Origin of the sequence: Verrucosispora sp. WMMA2121 (assembly GCF_027460185.1) — a bacterium.
Taxonomy (GTDB): domain Bacteria; phylum Actinomycetota; class Actinomycetes; order Mycobacteriales; family Micromonosporaceae; genus Micromonospora; species Micromonospora palythoicola.
In genome coordinates, this window is the sequence record NZ_JAPZBH010000006.1 from 558082 (window position 1) to 576231 (window position 18150).

General features: G+C 67.4%; 9 protein-coding genes. 3 read left to right on the forward strand and 6 right to left on the reverse strand.

The genetic code is table 11. The features are described from left to right. Positions 1–49: 49 nt before the first annotated feature. From O7605_RS11500 to O7605_RS11510, 3 genes are all read right to left on the reverse strand, one after another. Positions 50–1921, reverse strand: a complete 1872-nt coding sequence (locus O7605_RS11500; protein ID WP_269739175.1) for a stealth family protein — start codon at positions 1919–1921, stop codon at positions 50–52. Then, positions 1878–4607, reverse strand: a complete 2730-nt coding sequence (locus O7605_RS11505) for a bifunctional glycosyltransferase/CDP-glycerol:glycerophosphate glycerophosphotransferase (protein WP_269739176.1) — start codon at positions 4605–4607, stop codon at positions 1878–1880. Before O7605_RS11505 ends, O7605_RS11500 begins: the two co-directional genes overlap by 44 nt. A gap of 65 nt (positions 4608–4672) precedes the next feature. After that, entirely contained in the window at positions 4673–6487 is a 1815-nt protein-coding gene (locus tag O7605_RS11510) for a stealth family protein (protein ID WP_269739177.1), read from the reverse strand. 453 nt (positions 6488–6940) lie between these two features. Here O7605_RS11510 and O7605_RS11515 point away from each other — a divergent pair, with 453 nt between their 5' ends. Next, positions 6941–7858, forward strand: a complete 918-nt coding sequence (locus O7605_RS11515; RefSeq protein WP_269739178.1) for a DNA-3-methyladenine glycosylase family protein — start codon at positions 6941–6943, stop codon at positions 7856–7858. 9 nt (positions 7859–7867) lie between these two features. On the opposite strand, the gene O7605_RS11520 is transcribed toward O7605_RS11515, so the two are convergent. Further along, positions 7868–8080 carry a hypothetical protein gene (locus O7605_RS11520; protein ID WP_269739179.1) on the reverse strand — a complete coding sequence of 71 codons (213 nt, stop codon included), beginning with the start codon at positions 8078–8080 and terminating at the stop codon, positions 7868–7870. Between the two features lie 136 nt (positions 8081–8216). Between O7605_RS11520 and O7605_RS11525 the strand changes: the two genes are divergently transcribed. Next, the gene (locus tag O7605_RS11525) at positions 8217–9317 is read left to right on the forward strand and encodes an ATP-dependent DNA ligase (RefSeq protein WP_269739180.1); all 1101 of its coding nucleotides are present in this window, start codon (positions 8217–8219) and stop codon (positions 9315–9317) included. A 33-nt stretch (positions 9318–9350) separates the two neighbouring features. Further along, positions 9351–10934: an alpha/beta hydrolase gene (locus tag O7605_RS11530; RefSeq protein WP_443083914.1), complete on the forward strand. Its 1584-nt coding sequence runs from the start codon at positions 9351–9353 to the stop codon at positions 10932–10934. Between the two features lie 26 nt (positions 10935–10960). Here the strand turns inward: O7605_RS11530 and O7605_RS11535 are convergent, their stop codons facing one another. Both O7605_RS11535 and O7605_RS11540 read right to left on the reverse strand, forming a co-directional pair. Next, positions 10961–11899: a hypothetical protein gene (locus O7605_RS11535; RefSeq protein ID WP_269739181.1), complete on the reverse strand. Its 939-nt coding sequence runs from the start codon at positions 11897–11899 to the stop codon at positions 10961–10963. Next, positions 11896–18084, reverse strand: a complete 6189-nt coding sequence (locus O7605_RS11540) for a polymorphic toxin-type HINT domain-containing protein (RefSeq protein ID WP_269739182.1) — start codon at positions 18082–18084, stop codon at positions 11896–11898. The genes O7605_RS11535 and O7605_RS11540 overlap by 4 nt, the downstream gene beginning before the upstream one ends. Between the last annotated feature and the right edge of the window lie 66 nt (positions 18085–18150).

The window sequence follows — 18150 nt, forward strand, 5'->3', positions numbered from 1 at the left end:
TCGGTGGCCGGTCGCAGCCAGCAATGGCGCGGCCGGCCACCGGCGTCTGTCAGGGGCGTTCCCAGGGACTGGGCACCGGAAAGTAGGTGTCGAGGAAGGGCGTGACGACCTTGAGCTGGGCGGCCAGATCCTCCTCGGTCGAGAAGGCGTCGTTCAGGCAGAACACGTGCCGGTCCCGCCTGGCCAGCAGGTGTGCAAGCCGCGCAGGAGTATCCGGGTCGGACAACTCGGCGATCGCGTACCGGAGATTCCCGGGTACCGCCCGTCCGGTGTGGAACGAGTAGTAGTGGTGCAGCGACGAGGCGATCGAGATGTCCGTCAGGCTCCGGAAGCGACTCGCGGCGGTCTGCCGGTGCTGGGCGGCGAAGTTTTCTTCGATCTCGTACAGCACACTGCGCCGCAGGGCATGAGGCATGTGCTTCATTTTCTGCGTCAGCACGGTGCCGAAGCGCTCAGCGATCAGGGCACGATTGTTCTTGCCCGCCGCCGAGGACGGGATATCGGTCTCGGCGACGACGCCAGGCGGCACCAGGGCGGGCGACGGGAAGAACCGAGAGATCCCGTTGGCCAGGAAGAAGTCCCTTGGCAACACTTCCGTGCCGAGGAATACGTCGTCGTTGAAGTAGAGAAAGTGCTCGGAGAGTCCCTCGATGTGGTGCAGTTGGCTCTCGATGGCGTGCGAGTTGTAGGTGGGCAGCACCGACGGGTCCGCGAAGATCTCCCGGTGACTGACCACCCGGATGCCCGGCACGGACTGCTCCAGCCAGGGCGGCACCTGGTCGTCGGTGACCAGGTAGATGTTGCGAACCCAGGGTGCGAACAGATGCAGCGACCGTAGCGAGTAGCGGAGTTCGTCACGGCTGAGGAACCGCGCGGCGCTCGCCGCCTCGCTGTGATACGGCACTCCCGTCACTGCGGCTCGGCGTCGTAACCAGTCAGGGTCGGTGCCGTCGACCCAGGTATAGACCACGTCGACGGGGAACGTGACGTCGTCAGGGCGGGGCCCCACGAACGGCGGCCTGGTCGGCGCGGTCTCGGTGACAGTCACCGGGACCAGCCCGGTGAACAGTGATTCGGACGCCAGCACCGAGGGTTCCGACAGGTCGACCTCTACGGCCACCGGGTTCGGGCGAGGCGCCACCAGAGTGTTGCCCTGGCGGTTCCAGAACTCCACCTCGCAGCCGTACGTCTGCCCCAGCACCAGTCGTCGCCTGGGGTCCGTCCGGTACCAGGTCAACCGCAGTACGGGAGCCTCGGCCAGACGCTTCCAGGTTCTCGGCTCGAACCCGGCGACCGGTGGACGCTCGTCACCGGCCGTGGCCGTGGTCACGTATCCGGGAACTCGACCGCAGGCGTCAGCCAGGGCGACATGCGCCCGGTCGCGGTCGGCGGCGTCCACCGCGACCACCGAAGACCGATCAGAGGCACCACGGACACGAAAGTACGCCACGCCTGCTTCGTCGAGTGCTGCGGTAACTGCGGCAAGATTCTCAGCCCGCGCCCGCAGCGGCGTGATTTTCGCGGCCACCAGGGCGATCCGGGGTGCCTGATCCGCTACGACGACCGTTCGATCCTCCCCGGTCAGTAGCTCCGGCCGCCGCCGGGCCAAACGCTCGGCGCGGCGGTCGGCGAGTTGACTGTCGCGGGAGGCACGGGCGACCCATTGCTTCAGTTGGTGCCGGGTGCGCGGGCTGACCTTCTTTGCGATGGCCCGTCGAGCCTGCGGGCTCAACACCCGCCGGTAAACATCCACGAGTCCCGTCGGCTCGGCGAGTGCCCGTGGAGTCTCCGCCGGCGTCGACTGCTCGCCAGTCATCCGCGTCCTTTCGGTCCATCTTCCTTCGGACACCGTGCTCGCCCCATAGAACAGCGTCGGTTCATCGCCGAGGCCCGGGCAGCGCCGCAATCGCCGCAGCGGCACGTTGGCAGTTGTTTTGGTCCTGGAAAGTGAAGAAGTTGGCCGCGCGACGCGCGTACACCTCCTCCCGGACGCATCCGTTGTCAAGGTAGCGGATGATCGCGTTCACCGTTTCCTCGGCGTTCTCGCAGACCGGACCGAAGCCGTCCTCGCGATGCTCGAAATAGCCCTTCTTGTAGCCGCCGATGGTCCAGAACTCGTCGGCGTCGAACTGGGCGTAAATCAACGGCGTACCCAGATAGGCGACGTCGACTGCCGTGGACGAGTAATCAGTGATGAACAGGTCGCACTGGCGTAGTGCCTCCTGTACCGTCCGCTCGGTCTGGTCCGCCATCGCGAAACAGTCGTCGGTCGGCACGATGTCGGTCAACAACGAGCGCATCTCGTAGTGCGGCAGGAGTTCCAGTACGTAGCCATGTTGACGCAGCGCATCCCGCAGGCGCGAGTTACCGAACAGCTCCTTCAGGAAGGTCTGGTACGACGACCCCTGGAAGGCCATCTTCGGCCGGGCGGCCTTGTTGTACGACGGGGTCACCAGATAGGTACGCCAGGTCGGCATGAACAGGATCCGGTGCCGGCCACGTTCGGGGATCAGCGCGTCGAAGCGGGGTAGGCCGGTGTTTGAAACCATGTCACCGTAGTCGAGATCCTTGGCCACATACTCCGCTTCCCGGTGCGCCGAGGTCACGAAGAGGTCGAAGGCGGCACGGCCACGATGCACGCCCGAACTGACGTCCTTCTCGATGACGCCATGGTCGAGGAACACCCGGGCAGTGCCGATCCGCCAGTGCAGATGCTTGAGGAACTGCGACCGCTCCCAAGCCGACGGGAGCATGTACGAATCGATGTCGTACGAGTTGATTAGCTTCGTAGCGTGCAACATCAAGAACTTGTGCCGCCAGGAGTCGTGCTTGACGACGTTGCCCAGCCCACGCAGCCGCCGCGCGTCCGGGCTGTTCTTGGCCAGCAGGTAGTAGATGTTCCGACGCCGCTCCACCTTGCGCAGATAGCGGAACAGGTGCGACGAGTTGTCCTGTGCGGTGTCCTTACGCTCGCCGATCAGCCACACGTCCCGCCGTCGCATGAAGGGTGCCGTCACCAGGCGGAGCAAGCGCCAGTTCCAGAGCGGGGCTCGCGAGACGATGTGTCGAAGGTCCTTGCGTACCATGATCCGACGCCATCCACGTCGCCCGGCGACGCCGGCCTGCCGCCGCACCAGCAGGCCGGCGTTCTCGTGATCAGTGCAGGTGGGCAGGATCCGGGTGTCTCCGGCCAGCTTCAGCGTGGCGTCCCGCAGGAACGCGGCTGTGACGAGGCACTGTCGGGATGCCTGACCGGTAGCGGTCATGAACACGAGCCGCAGATTGTGCTGCCCGCCGCGAAGCTGCTGCACCGGAATCTCGGCGGAAAAGCCTGCCCACTCGCGATCAGGGTCGGCATTTCGTAGATCTGTACGCCGTTCGGAGACGACCGGCACGGTCAAATTGCTGCCACGCACCCGGAGCCCGAGCGGCGTGGTCATCGGGCCACGCATCGGCAGGCCGTTGAGCACCACCTGTCCGGACAGCTTCAGCACCGTCTCCGAGGACGAGAGCCGCACCTGTTCAAGCCGAGCACTTACGCTGCTCACCTTGGTCAGCGGTAGCAGCGCCGGTGTGACCGGGTAGTCGAGATGCAGGTCGCCACCGCACGCGATGACCCCGTGCACCCGCTCCCACGGCCGCGCGAAGAGCTCGAAGTCGTAGGTCTTGAACGCCAGATACGCGACACGGTGCCGAGTGTCCAGCGTCCACCGTGCGATGAAGGACGGATCGATGTCCTGGTAGATCCGGGTGCACTTGTCGAACATCTTCCAGAGGTCCGCGTCAGCGAAGTTGGCGTGCGCCCGCATGGCGAAACCCTGGAAACTGCGGACGAGGAACCGCTCCAGCACCTCGCGCCGGAATACGTCAAGATCCTGCCTTAGGTCCGCTATCGTCTCGCAGAGTTCCAGGTGATCCCAGAAGTTCCGCGTCCGGGTGAACAGATTGTCCATGATCGAGTCACCGACCGCCCGCTTGCGGTAGAGGTAGACGACCTCATCCACCAAGGCGATTCGCTCCGCCTTGAGCAGCATCGGAATAGCCAGGAAAGCATCCTCAAAGTGGACCCCCTCCCGGAACCGCAGACCGTGGGCGCGCAGCTGCGCGAGATCGTAGAGCTTATGACACGGTCCGGCGTCGAAGACCAGGTCGGGTGCGTCGACCACCGACTCCAGTAGCCGGTCTCCCTTGCCGAAGGGCTTCTTCCAGATAAACCGGGTGAGGTTCGGGAAGGTATCCATATCGCCGACGGCGATGCTCGCCTTGTGCTTCACGATGGCCTTGAGAAGCACCTCGATGGCGCGGGGCGGTAGAATGTCATCCGAGTCGACGAACGCGACGTACGGCGTATCTGCCATGTCCAAGGCAAGGTTTCGCGCGGCACCCGGCCCGCTGTTGTTCTGCCGGACCGCGGTCACGTTCGGATGTTCCTCGGCGAACTGCTTGGCGACCAGATCGGACCCGTCGGTGCTGCCGTCATCTACCAGAATCACACGGCATTGTTCAAAGACGGTTTGCGCCGCGATCGAGTCAAGGGTCTCCGGCAGGTAGTCCTCGACGTTGTAGACCGGAACAATGATCGTGACCTGGGGAACAGTGCCTACCACTCGGGGCTCCAGTGAGGATGGTGTGTGGGAAGTACGCGTTGACAGGTGCACCTACACGCGCCAGGTCAGCCGTCGGGCCTCGTGAGGACGTTGTGACCGCCGGCAGCCTTGAATCTGGTGTTGGGCAGGGTCGGTGCGTCGACCTGGTTCGGCCGCCGACTAGCCGGAAGGCTCTGCCGGGAACTGCGCCACAGTGCGCTCGCCCCCTGCCCGCGGCGCTCGGCCACAACCTCCTCGGGCAGTTCGAACGGTGCCGGGAAGGGCAGGTAGCGGGGCAGGAAGTCGGCGAGCATCCGCTCCTGTTCCGGCAGCGCGCGAGGATCCGAGTCGGTGTCGTTGAGGCAGAACACGTCGCGGTGACGACGCGCGAGCAGTTCGGCGAGGCGGGCCGGGGTCGAGGGGTGACCGAGGTCCGCGTACTCGTACTCGATGTCGGCCGGGACCGCCTGCGCGGTCAGGTACGCCCAGTACTGGTGCAACGACGACGGGATCGACAGATCCTCGTGGTGGCGGAACCGGTGCTGCGCGGTGGCTGTCACGTCGGCCTGCAACACCGCCTCGATCTGGTGCATGATGCTACGACGCAGGGCGAACGGCGTGTGCTTCATCTTCTGCGTGATGGTCACGCCGAACTGCCGTTGGATGTGCCGGCGGTTGTTCTTTCCGGCGGCGTTCACCGGCGGATCCGTGGGCTTGGCCTCGCCGAGCCCGAACTGGGCGGGCGAGAGGAAGAACTTCGCGATCCCATTGGCGTGGAAGAAGTGGGTCGGCAGCAACGGCCGGCCCAGGAAGACGTCGTCGTTGAGGTAGAGGAAGTGCTCCGCCAGCCCTTCGATGCGGTGCAGCCGGGCCTCGATGGCATGCGAGTTGAACGACGACAGCCCACCGAGGTCGGCGAAGAGTTCGGCGTGCGACACGACGGTGATCATCGGGTGGCTCGGGTCGAGCCAGCTGGGCAGCTGGCCGTCGGTCACCAGGAAGATCTTCCGCAGCCAGGGGGCGAAGCTGTGCAGCGAGCGCATCGAGTACCGCAACTCGTCCCGGTTCTGGTAGCGCGACGAGTTGGCCGCGATCGCGTGCAGCTCACCGTCGGGACCGCCCAATGCGGCCCGCTTGCGCTCCAACCACTCCGGATCCGAACCGTCCACCCAGGTGTAGACCGCGTCGATCGGGAACCCCACCCGATCCGGTGCGCGGACCGTGAGGTCCCGCCGGGTGCCGTAGGTGTGGTCGTCCGCCTCCGGCACGAAGTGGCTGAGCAGCGCCGCGGCGACCCGGACCGGCTCGGCCCGGGCCGGCGCCTCGTCGATCACCGCGTTGTGCCGAGGGGCGCGGACGACGTCGCCCACCCGGCTCCAGAACTCGATCTCGCAGGCGAACTGGGCACCGAGCACCACCCCAGCCCGGACGTCGGTCACCGGGAACCACACCTGAATAACCTCGGTCGGTGCCAGGTCGGGCTGGTTACGTCCGGGGCGTACCTCGACGGTGCGTACGTGGGCACCCGACAGCGCCGGCGCCGAACGCACCAGCCGGCGCACGGCGTCCCGCTGATCCACCAGAATCGCCACCGAACTGCGCAGGTAGTCGTCGTTACGCAGACAGTGGTACTCGATGCCGGCGTCCTCCAGGGCCGCGGTGACGGCGGTCAGGTTGCGGTGCCACAGCTCCAGCGGTGTCGCCGCAGCCACCACCTCGGCCTCGGTACGGGAACCGTCGTCGGTCACCGTCACCCGCGCGCCGACCGGGTGCAGGTCTTCACCGCCGCGCGGCCGGGTGAAGGTACGCACCAGGCCGAGCCGCCGATGTGCGGGAAGCAGGTGGAGCAGCCGCTGCCGGAGAGCGGGCGGCAGGAGACGGTAGAGGCGCAGCGCTATCATTCGCCGGGCCGTTCGATATGGACGGTCACGGCACGATCAGCGCTGACGGACGCCGGAGGGTGAACCGTGCGCCAAGCGCTCTGTATGAACAACCGCTGCGGCCGTCATCCCCGTTACCCTCCTGCACAGCTCCCCGTGTCGCGCAAGGACGACCGGCCGATGGTTCCCCCGGTGCACCGTGCCGTTTGCCGGACGGATCTGACCCTGCGCAGGTCGGACCATAGCAGCGTGTTCACCAGTGGGACAGGTGCGCTACTCCTGTTGGTCACCGTGTCGACAAGCCAGCAAGCCGGATAGATCCGGTGGTGCGGATTTTGCCCAAATAATCCTGGCCGATCAGGTGGTCCGAAAACCGGACGGATGGCTGTCAAGAATTGGCTGGGTAAATGGCTGCCCGGCATGCCGGGGTGGGTCGGCGGTGACCTGTCGCGAGCGGGGTGACACAGTGACCTGGTGACCGGGACGGAACCGAACGCCCGCCGGGTGTCGCCAACCCCGCCCGGCTACCGCTTCGCCGCTTCGGTGCGCCCGCTCACCTTCAGCCCGTACGACCCGTGTGCGCGCTTCGTCGCGGGCGTCTTCTGGTGGGCGGCGCGCACACCCGACGGACCGGCCACCCTCGCCCTGCGGCCCGAGGGCGGCGATCTGGTCGCCGAGGGTCACGGGCCCGGTGCCGGCTGGATGGTCGAGCACGCCGACGCGGTGGCCGGCCTCCGCGACGACCTGACCGGCTTCGCGGAGCTGGCCGCGAGCCACCCCGTGGTGGCGCGGCTGGCCGCGCAGCAGGCTGGGCTACGGATGCCGACCAGCGGGTTGATCTTTCCCAGGGTGCTGCGGGCCGTGTTGGAGCAGAAGGTCACCGGCAAGGAGGCCTACCGGGGGTACGCGGCGACCGTGCGCCACTTCGCCGAGCCGGCGCCCGGGCCGGTGCGGTTGCTGCTGCCACCCGACCCGGCGGTGATCGCCGCCGCCCCGTACTGGGTCTTCCATCCGTTCGGCGTGGAACAGCGACGCGCCGAGACACTGATCCGGGCCGCGCGGATGGCCGACCGCCTGCAGCGGTGCGCCGACTCGACCCAGGCCACCCGCCTGCTGCGGTCGATCCCGGGCGTCGGGCCGTGGACCGCCGCCGAGGTGGTCCGGGTCGCGTACGGCGACGCGGACGCGGTGAGCGTCGGCGACTACCACGTACCCAACACGGTCGCCTGGGCCCTGGCCGGCGAGGCGCGCGGCGACGACGCCCGGATGCTGGAGCTGCTGGAGCCGTTCCGGGGTCACCGGGGCCGGGTCTGCTGGCTGCTGGAGACCGCCGCTGTGCAGGCGCCGAAGTTCGGCCCACGCGCCCCGATCCGCTCCTTCGCCCACTACTGAGCGCCGGTATCAGGCGGCCTCGCGCAGGTCGGCCAGGTCGACCGGGGTACGCCGACGCAGCAGCTCCGCCAGTTCGTCCACCGAACCCACCTCGCCGAGCACATTCCTGCCGCCGCCGAAGCGCCGGGGATAGGTGTGCGCCAACCGGTACACGTACCGGCCGTGAATCAGCTCGACGCTGACCCGCCACCGTCCGCAGCACCCGCACACCCACTCCGCCACCTCGCGAAAGTAGCTCTGACCTGCGGTTTCTCGATCCGCCCGAGTGGGACGTGACGGGCCGGAGGAGGACACGCCGCCCACCGGGCGGCCGTGATCCGGGTCACCGCTGTCGGTGCCGTCTGGTTGACTGATCGCCGTGGACCTGCCGATCAACCCGCCGGTGGAGCCGATGCTCGCCCGCAGCGTCAACTCGATCCCCACCGGCCCGGGGATGACCTACGAACCCAAGTGGGACGGCTTCCGCTGCATCGTCTTCCGCGACGGCGACGAGGTGGAGCTGGCCAGCCGGGGCGGCAAGATGATGACCCGCTACTTCCCCGAGGTGGTGGAGCAGGCCCGCCGGCAGTTGCCGCCGCGCTGCGCGGTCGACGGCGAGCTGATCGTGATCCGCCGCGACGGCCCGGACGGGCAGCCCAGGCTCGACTTCGAGCTGCTGGCCCAGCGCATCCACCCGGCGGCCTCCCGGGTGAAGCTGCTCGCCGAGACGACGCCGGCCGACTTCGTCGCCTTCGACCTGCTCGCGCTCGATGACGAGAGCCTGCTCGACGCGCCCTACCCGACCCGCCGGGCCCGGCTGGAGCAGGCGTTGTCCGGGGTGCGGCCGCCGGTGCACGTCACCCAGATCACCACCGACGCCGAGGTGGCGCGCCGCTGGTTCGACGTCTTCGAGGGCGCCGGTCTGGACGGGCTGATCGCCAAGCCGGCCGACCTGCCGTACGAGCCGGGCAAGCGGCTCATGTCGAAGGTCAAGCACGCCCGGACCGCCGACGCGGTGGTGGCCGGGTTCCGCTGGCACAAGTCCGGTCCGGTGGTCGGGTCGCTGCTGCTCGGCCTCTACGACGACGCCGGGGTGCTGCACCACGTCGGGGTGAGCGCCTCGTTCACCATGGCCCGCCGCGCCGAGTTGCTGGAGGAGTTGGCCCCCTACCGCGACGTCGGGTCCGAGCACCCGTGGGTGCACGGCGACCACGAACGCGGGCAACGCATCCCCGGCGGGGTCAGCCGGTGGACCGGCACGAAGAACCTGGAGTGGGAGCCGCTGCGCCCGCAACTCGTGGTCGAGGTGGCGTACGACGCGATGGAGGGTGACCGGTTCCGGCACACCGCGCGCTTCGTTCGCTGGCGACCCGACCGTGACCCGCTCTCCTGCCGATACGATCAACTTGACCGGCCGGTCCGGTTCGACGTGGACCAGGTGCTGCGGGGTGACCCGGCGGTGCAGGCCGGGCCCGCGTAGCTTGGCCGTCGACCCGATCACGGAGGCTCGTTCGTGACCCGTACGCCCGACCGGACCCGCCGTTTCCGGCTCACCGTGGCCGGCCTCACCGCCGCCGTGGTGGTCACCGCCGGCTGCACGCTGCCGGCGTTCGCGCCGCGGACCGACGTCGACGGCGAGGCCGCGGCACCGGGGGCCGCACCGAACTGGCGGTCCTGCCCCGAGGTGGCCGACGAGGTGGTCGGGCGGCAGGCACCGGACATCCGGTACGAGTGCACCCGAATCCAGGTGCCGCAGGACTGGGCGGGCGGCAGCGCCGCCACGACCGGTCCCGGTGCCGGTGAGACCTTCGAGATCGCGCTGCTGCGGGCCCGCTCCACCAACCAACGCGACCGGATCGGCTCGCTGGTGGTCAACCCGGGCGGTCCCGGCGGCTCCGGCGTCGACACCGCCGTCTACCTCACCTTCGGTGAACAGTACGGCGGCCTGCCCGACGCGATCCTCGAACGCTTCGACATCGTCGGCTTCGACCCGCGCGGCGTGTCCCGGTCCAGCCCGGTCGAGTGCATCTCCGACGCCGACCTCGACGCCGTCTTCGGCTACAACCCCGACCCGGAGAGCCAGGCGTCGTTCGACGACTTCGTCGCGCTCAACGAGCGCATCGGCCAGGGCTGCGGCGCCAAGTACGGCGACCAGCTACCGCTGTACGGCACCGAGCAGGCGGCCCGCGACATGGACGCGATCCGGGCCGCCGTCGGCGACGAGAAGTTGACCTACCTCGGCTACTCCTACGGCACCCTGCTCGGCGCCACGTACGCCCAGTTGTTCCCCCAGCGGGTGCGGGCGCTGGTGCTCGACGGCGCGGTCGACCCCCGGCAAGACCTGATCGAAGGTTCGGAGAGCCAGGCGAGAGGCTTCGAACGCGCCTTCGACAACTTCACCAAATGGTGCGCGGCGAACGCCGCCCGCTGCCCCATCGCCCCCGACGCCCGAGCGGCGGTCACCTCGGCGATCGACAAGGCCGAGGTGACCCCCGTCCGCTCCGCCGACGGGCGGGAGGCCACCGCCGGCTGGATCTTCTACGCCATCGTCTCGTCGCTGTACTCCGAGCCCGGCTGGGAGCAACTGGGCCGGGCCATCGACCGGCTGAACGAGGGCAACCCGAGCGACGTGTTCCGGCTCGCCGACAACTACACCGACCGCGACTCCGACGGCGACTACAGCAACCTCTTCGACGCCAACCTGGCCATCAACTGCGCCGACGAGGAGCAACGCCCCGACCTGGAGCGCATCCGCCAAATCCAGTCCGAGTGGCGCAGCCGGTATCCGCTCTTCGGCGCGCCACTGGCCGCCGGCCTGGTCTCCTGCACCGAGTGGCCCGGCGGCAGCGACCCCTACCCGACCGGCCGCGCCGAGGGCGCCCCGCCGATCCTCGTCGTCGGCACCACCGGCGACCCCGCGACGCCGTACGAGCAGACCCCGGCGTTGGCCGAGATGCTGGGTGTGGGGCGGGTGCTCACCTGGGAAGGCGAGGGGCACACCGCCTACCCGCAGACGGCCTGCATCACCCAGGCCGTCAACGCGTACCTGATCGACCTGACCGTCCCACCCGACGACAAGCGCTGCCCAGCGCGCTAATGCCACGGATGCAGGTTCATGGCAAACTACTCGTCCCGGCCGCCGCTCGACGTCAGGTTAATGCCCTGCGCGTCCGCCATTTGCTCGGCGCTATGGATAATCTCATCAATTTCGCGTTCATAGAGCCCGAGCTCCTCGACGGCCTGCACGAACCCAAGCACCTTTACCTGAATCGCAAGTTCCAGATCAGATTCTGTGTATACGGCGCGATCTTCACCAAGCACACCCTCGGTTATCGAAATGACAGCCAACCTATCCAAGAGTGGATCCTGCGAAGCGGTGACCACCCTTTCAGCAAAGCCGGCAACAATTTCGCCGGTTTGATCGCGATTAAAGCGTTTCTTGACTGCCATCCCAAACGCCGCGTTGACCACTGCAACGATCGCCTCGTTAGACTGCTCACGCGGCAACGCAGCCACCCGCTCGCGGTCATATCCGGCCATAGCCCTCAACGTCTGACCAATCACCGATTTCGGTTGAATACCCGCGTCATTGCCGCCACCGGTGGTAGCACTTACACGCATCCCACGGCGAGATCGTCCAGCCTTGCGGCGCCAACGATCCAGCCGCTTCTCCGCCGCCCTGACCAATTCCGCCACCTCCCGTTCCGACAGACGCGCCGTCCGAACTGATTCTTCGAGAATAGGTAGAACCAGCAGTCGATCACGACGTCGAAGATCAAGTGGATGGGCTTCCCCCATAGCCAGATCAACGAGCGCCTTAACGACGTCGGGCGCGACCGGAGAATGCCGCTGCCTCGTGAGGATGGCTGAAACGAAGGTTCGAGCCGCTTCGGCATTGGCGTCTTGGGCAAACATCCGCCGCATCGCGACAATCCATGCTTGGTAGATCAGCTCGGGCGCCAAGACAGGATGGACCATCAGTAGCAATGTGTGCTGCATATTCTGATAGATCAGATACTGCCATACGCGCTTCCCGGCACCCGTCGCCGGCACCAGGGTCACCTTTCTTGCCTCCCGTACCACCGCCTCGCCACCTCCACCATCATCTTCACCGCACGTTTTGCTATCGCAAAAACTGCCAAGAATCCTATAAACCAGCCGGTCGCTGGATCAGGGTGTGCCGCCTTGATTGCCTTCTCAAGACCTCTCGCCGGCGCCTCGGTTTGGGTACGACGATTTTTGATTTGCTCCGACCGCTCCGTGGTCCGGTTTATTTCAATAAGGTTCTCTCTGCCAATCCTGTCGCATGTACATACCTGCGGCTCGCGCAAGTCCCGGTTGGGAATGCCCGTAGCTCCGCCGTGCACCGGACAACTCCGGTTGACATTATGTACGAGAACCGAGATGTCGCCGACGATCACATGGTAGGTGTGGATGTCGTCGACGGTGAGGTTGTGAACCGTGGCGATCGCGCCATAGGCGACGACGGCGATGACGCTGACCCGGGCGCCGTCGGGAGTCAGCAGCTGGTCGCCCAGGTTGAGGTGCTCGGCACGCAGCCATTCCCGCTTGTTGTCGACCCAGAACGGGTGCCCGTCGGTGGCGGTGACCGTGCCATCGGCGGTGCCGTCGCCATCGGAATCGACGCTGATGTCGACGAGCGTCTTGTCTCCGCCGCTCGTAATCAGCGCAGTGACCGGGCGGGCACCCTCCTGGCCCGTCTCGGGATCGACGGCCCAAACCACGTCGTCGAGTTCAATCTGCTCGATGGCCTTGTAGCTGCCGTCCGCCATCAACACGGGAGTACCAGGAACAAAGCTGTTACATGGCGGCCGCTTGCTCTTGATGGCGTTCTTTACTGCGCCCGCACCGCGCGCAGCGGTCTTCGCTTGGCGAACGCCGGGGACCATGCCTGCCACGCCCATCGCGCAGTCCAGACCGACCTCGCCCACACACGTCTTGATCGTGTCGATCGCACCGGCCACCACAGCCACAGCCCCGGCGGCTACTGCCACCACCTGCGCCGGCGGCGGTAGCACCGCAGCCACCATCGCCACCGTGCCGGCGACGGCGGAGATGGTGCCAGCGTTGTTGACGACCGCCTTGACCGCCGAGGTGGCGGCGCTAGCCACCGCGTTGCCGGCCCGGCTGGCCGCGTTCTTAACCTTGCCCCAGAAAAGTCCATCCGGGTCGGCGAACGTGATCGGGTTGTTGTTCGCGTACGCGAACGGGTGCATCCGTTGCGGGTCGTATTCGTCGGTTTGTGGGTCGACGGAGATGAACGCACCCAGCGCCGCGTCGTAGAACCGGGCACCCAGCAACGACAGGCCCGTCGGATCCTCGATACCTCCGACGAAGCCACGCTGGCCCGAGGGCCAGGTGCCGCCAGCGCCGCCGGAACGCTTGTTGCCGTACGGGTCGGAGTAGCGGACAGTGTCGACCCGGGTCACCGAGTTGACCGCCCAGTGGGCCGAGTCGTGCTGGTCCGAGGCCAGCCAGATCAGGTCCTTCGCACCGCTGGCGGTGGACGCCGTACGAGAGGCGACGACATCACCGGCGTGCTCGTAGTAGCGGGTCGTCGTCTTGTTCTGGCCGGAGACGGTCAGCTCTTGGCCGGCCACGAAGACGGTGGCGTCGCCGTTCGGGTCGATCCGAGCGATCCGGTTGCCGTCCACGTCGTAGTGCATCCGGGTCGTGCCGTCGGGTCCGGTGATCTCGCTGAGCTTGCCCTGGGCGTTCCAGTCGAGGGTTTCGGTGACCCCGCCGACCCGCCGGTAGGTCAGGTTGCCGATGGCGTCCCAGTCGTAGTGGTCGACCCGCTCGCCGGTGGTGACCGTCCGCACCGCGTGCGGCTGGCCGGCCGTGGCGGCGTACCCGTAGGTCGAGGTCACGCCGGCGCGCTGGTCGGTCACCGACTCGCGGGAGCCGGCCTTGTCGTAGGCGTACGACTTCCAGTACGGCGACACTCCACCCACGTCGCTCGACTGCGGGGTGCCGGCACACGTGCTCGTGCTCTGCGTCCATGCCTGGGTGAGCCGACGCAACTGGTCGTACTGGAAACACTGGACGTCGCTGTCGCCGGGCCGGGCGTTACCGTCGTTGTCCTGCGGCCGGTTGGCCATCGACAGCACGTTGCCCGCCGGGTCGTACTCGTAGTTCAGGGCGGCGACGTTTGTGATGCTGGCGTCGCGGTCGAAGTAGAACTCTGCCAGCCGCCGGGTCACGTCGTCGTAGACGTAGGTCTGGTACGCCTGCGGCTTGTTGTTGACGCCGAGCTTGCGTTGCAGCAGCTCGCCGTAGGGCGAGTAGGTGGCGTCGTCGACGTAGACGTTCACCGCTCCCGAAGGCGAAGACGTGCCTACCAGCCGGGTCACGTTGCCCAGGTCGTCGTAGGTGTGGTTGAGCATCTCGCGCTCAAGAGCACCGGCCCGCGGCATGGTGATCCGTTCGGGCGAGCCGTCGACCTTGAACGTGAAGGTGGAGACGTAGGTGCCTGCGGCACCGGCCAGGCCAGGCATAGCCGGCACGACCGACTCCTCGTCGCGGATCTGGTAGGCGTCGTTGTAGTCGAAGATCTGGCGGGTGAAGTGATAGCCGTCGACGATCGACAACTGCTTGGTCAGGTGGCCCTTGGCGACGGTGTCGTAGGTCCACTCGGCGGCAAGCTGGCCGTTGACCAGACGCTTACGTTGCCGCCCGAGCAGGTCGTACTCGGTGGAAACCACCTCGCCGCGCGCGTCGGTCGAGGAGGTCACGTCGTCGCTGTTGTCGTACGTCAGGGTGGTGACGCCCTTGTCCGGGTCGGTGGTGCGTCGCTCCCGTCCCCGCAGGTCGTACTCGTACTGCCACACCTTGCCGGTCGGGCCGGTCACGGTCTTCAGGTCGTCGCGCGGGGTGTAGGTGTACGTGGTGGTGTCGAACCCGCCGGTGGGGGTCCGGCCGTGGAACTGGCGCAGCTCGAACGTCCGGTCGTGGACATCGCTCAGAGTGGCAGTCGCGGTGCCGCCGAGCGGCGGGGTGACCGCCACCTGCCAGCCATCCGGGTTACCGCCGTAACTGGTGACCGTTGCCCACAGCTGGCTGTCCCCCGACCACAGCCCTTCGTTGACGACCCGACCAACGGCGTCGTGGCTGAACACCGTCCGCACCCGGTCCGCACCCGGGTTCAGCGCCAACAGCCCGGTGCCGGGTTGACCCGTGACGTATGCCGGACCTGCCTGGTACGCCTCCAGACCACGGTCGTTGTAACCGGTCGACGACACCAGGCGCCGGCCGTCGAGGGCGTCCTCCTGGGTCTGCACCGGCCGGTAGAGGGAGTCGAAGAGCCCGATCTCGGTGATGTAGTTGCCGTTGGGGCCGAGCCGCTTCGTGGTCACGGCCAGCGGCCCGTCGGCCCGTAACAGGTAGCCGAACTCCAGGTTCGGTGTCTGGGTCGCCTTGGTCCGGCCGGGCAACCACACCTTGGTGAGCCGGCCCAGCGGGTCGTGCGTCAGGTCGGTGCGCTTGTTGTTCGCGTCGACCACCGCGGTCGGCTCGGCCCAGGCCGGCTGCTGATAGGTGGTGACCTTGTGCTGAAGGGGGTTGAGGGTGACCGTCTGGGTCACCGGACCCGGTCCCGCCGGGGTGTACGCGGTGGTGGTGACACCGCCACGGGCGTCCGTGACGCTCTCGACCCGACCCAGATCGTCGTAGCTGGTACGGGAGGTGGTGGCGTAGACCGGCCCACCGCTCCAGGTGTCGAGGGTGTCCTCGCGGGTGACCAACCCTGCGCTCGGGGTGGCACCGTGGGTGTCCGAGCCGTCGTGGTAGGTACGGACGTCGGAGACGACGTCGTCCGGGCGGGAGATCGTCGCGCCGCACGCCTTGGCGACGGTCTCCACCCGGGACACGGCTGCCCGGATCCATGCGGTGTCGTTGCTGACGTACGTGGTGCGGGTGCAGGTCTCGTCGCCGGTGCTCGCGGTGTCTCCCAGGTCGGACACCGCCTCCGGCAGACCCTCCGCGGTGTACGTCGTCCGGGACTCGGTGCGCGCCCACTTGTTCGCCGCGAGAAGCTTGCGGCTCTTCTGCACGGACGGACCACTGAGGTACGCGCGGGCGGTGCCCCCGTCGTGGTCACGCTCGGCGGTCTGGCGGGTCCAGTACTGCGTGGTGGACGCCTCCACCACTGTCGAGTTGTCGAGGGTCGCCTCCTCCAGCGGCATACCGGCCAGCGCCGGGTGGTCGGTGAAGGTGTTGCCCTCGGAGTCGGACACCTGCACGTCACGTCGCCCTCCGCCGGGCAGCGGCTGGTCGTGCATGCCTCGGTGGAACCGCTTGCGGGTGGTCAGTGGCACGCCCTGGCCGGGCTCACCGACCTTGGTGACCACCTGGGAGTAGCCGCGCCACTGTCCGTACGTGCGGTGCTTCTTCTTGGTGAACTCGCTGTCGTCGTACCCCCACAGGGTCGACGTGCCACCGCCGGTGGTGGAGTACTCGTAGCTGGTGGTGATGGCGGGCTGGTCGGCGGTGCGGTCGATCTCGGAGATCTCGGTGACCACGTACTTGCGGAACCAGTCCAACTTCGGCGAGGCGTAGCCGTCCGGTGTCCAGTACACCGGGTAGCAGAGCCGGGAGTTGTTCTCCGGCGCGGCCGGCACGTCGTTGTAGTCGCAGTCCGCCTCCGAGTACGTGACGTGGATGTCGGCGCCCGATTCGGTACGGATGTTCTGGATCCGCCACCTGGAGAACAGGGGTGCCCCGGCGAGCACGTTGGCGCGGTTGGACAACTCCACTCCGGTGAACTGCACCGCCGGCTCGGTGACGGTGCCGCCGACGTGCCCGGCGTGCACGATCTCCTTCAGCCACAGTGACGCCGACCCGGCCACCTTCGGTGCCTTGAACTCGTGGGTCAGCGCCCACGACTCCACGTCCGAGAAGGTGCTGCCGCTCCACACCTGAGTGGTGATCTTCGTGAGCCGCTTGGTGGTGAAGAAGACCGGAGCCAGCTTGTCGGTGCAGGGCGCCGCGTCGCAGTACTTGTCCCACGGTACGTCCGGCCAGTTCGCCTTGACCGGCTTACCGTCCTTGTGGCATTCGGTGGCCAGGCACCGGTCGGCGACGTCGAACACCACTCGCCCGGTGGCGGACACGCTCGGGTGATCCGCGTGCAGGCCGTACTCGATCCGCCTCAGATGGCCACCGCGGTGGAACGACTGCCGGTTGTCCTTGTCATCGGCCGCACCGTAGTAGCCGGTCTCGCTCTCGTAGTGGTAGCGGACCGTGTTGCCGTGCACGTCCACGGCCTTGTCCAGCAGCCACCGCCACGCCTGCTTGCACGACGAGTCCTTGAAGGCGGTGGCGTGGCACTTCTCGCCGGCGTGGTTGCCGAAGACGGGGATCGTCCATCGGGAGTTCGCCGAGGTGACCTCGCTGGCGAAAAAGTACCGGGTGCCATCCGGCGTGGTGATCGTCCACCGCTCGGTCGTGGCGTTGCCTGACGTGGCTGCGGCGCCCTCCAGGCGGATCCGCCAGTTGCTGTCGTTCTGGACTCGCCAGGTACCGCTGCTGTCGTCCCTGATCAGCGAGGCATTGGTGCCGTTGAGCGAGACGGTGACGTTGTGCGAGTCACCCTTCCAGCAGTGGTCGTAGGTCTTCTTGTCCTTGTTGTTCGGGTCGTTACCGTCGACCGCGTCGCGATCGTCGGTGCAGGTGACGTAGGAACGCTCGATGAATCCCGGCGCGTACTCCCAGCCGTCGCCGACCCACGACGCCTGGTTGTTGGCACCGGCCATCCGGCCGTCCACCACCTGCGACGAGTAGTCCAACGACACCTCTGGTAGCGGACCCTCCGCCGGGGGCAGCCGCAGTGGGTTCGAGTACGAGAAGGCACCGGAGCTGTCTCCCGCCGTCCACGAGCCCGACGCCTTCAGGTCGGTGGCCTTGTAGTCGCCCTCCTCCGAGGACTCGTCGGCCGTCATGGCGAACACCATCGGTGCCGCTCCGGAGAGCGTGACCTGAGTCGAGACCGTACCGGTGACCGGGTTGTTGGTCGCCTGAACCGTCTCGATCTCCTGGCACTCCGACCGCTGCGGGGTGGTCGCCGCGCAGGCCGGCAGCCGCTTGAGGGTCAGCCGCTCCCCCCACCCCGCGCCGTAGAGTTCGCGGATCCCGGCGTAGTCAAAGGCAGCCTCGACGGTGCCGGAGCTGCCGTCGACGACAACGATCGGCCCACTGACACCTAGCCGACGCGAGTGTTGCTCGGCCAAGACCTGCACCCGCGCCTGGTCCGGAGCACGTTTACCGGTGACGGCTGAGGCCGTGACAGGTAGGCC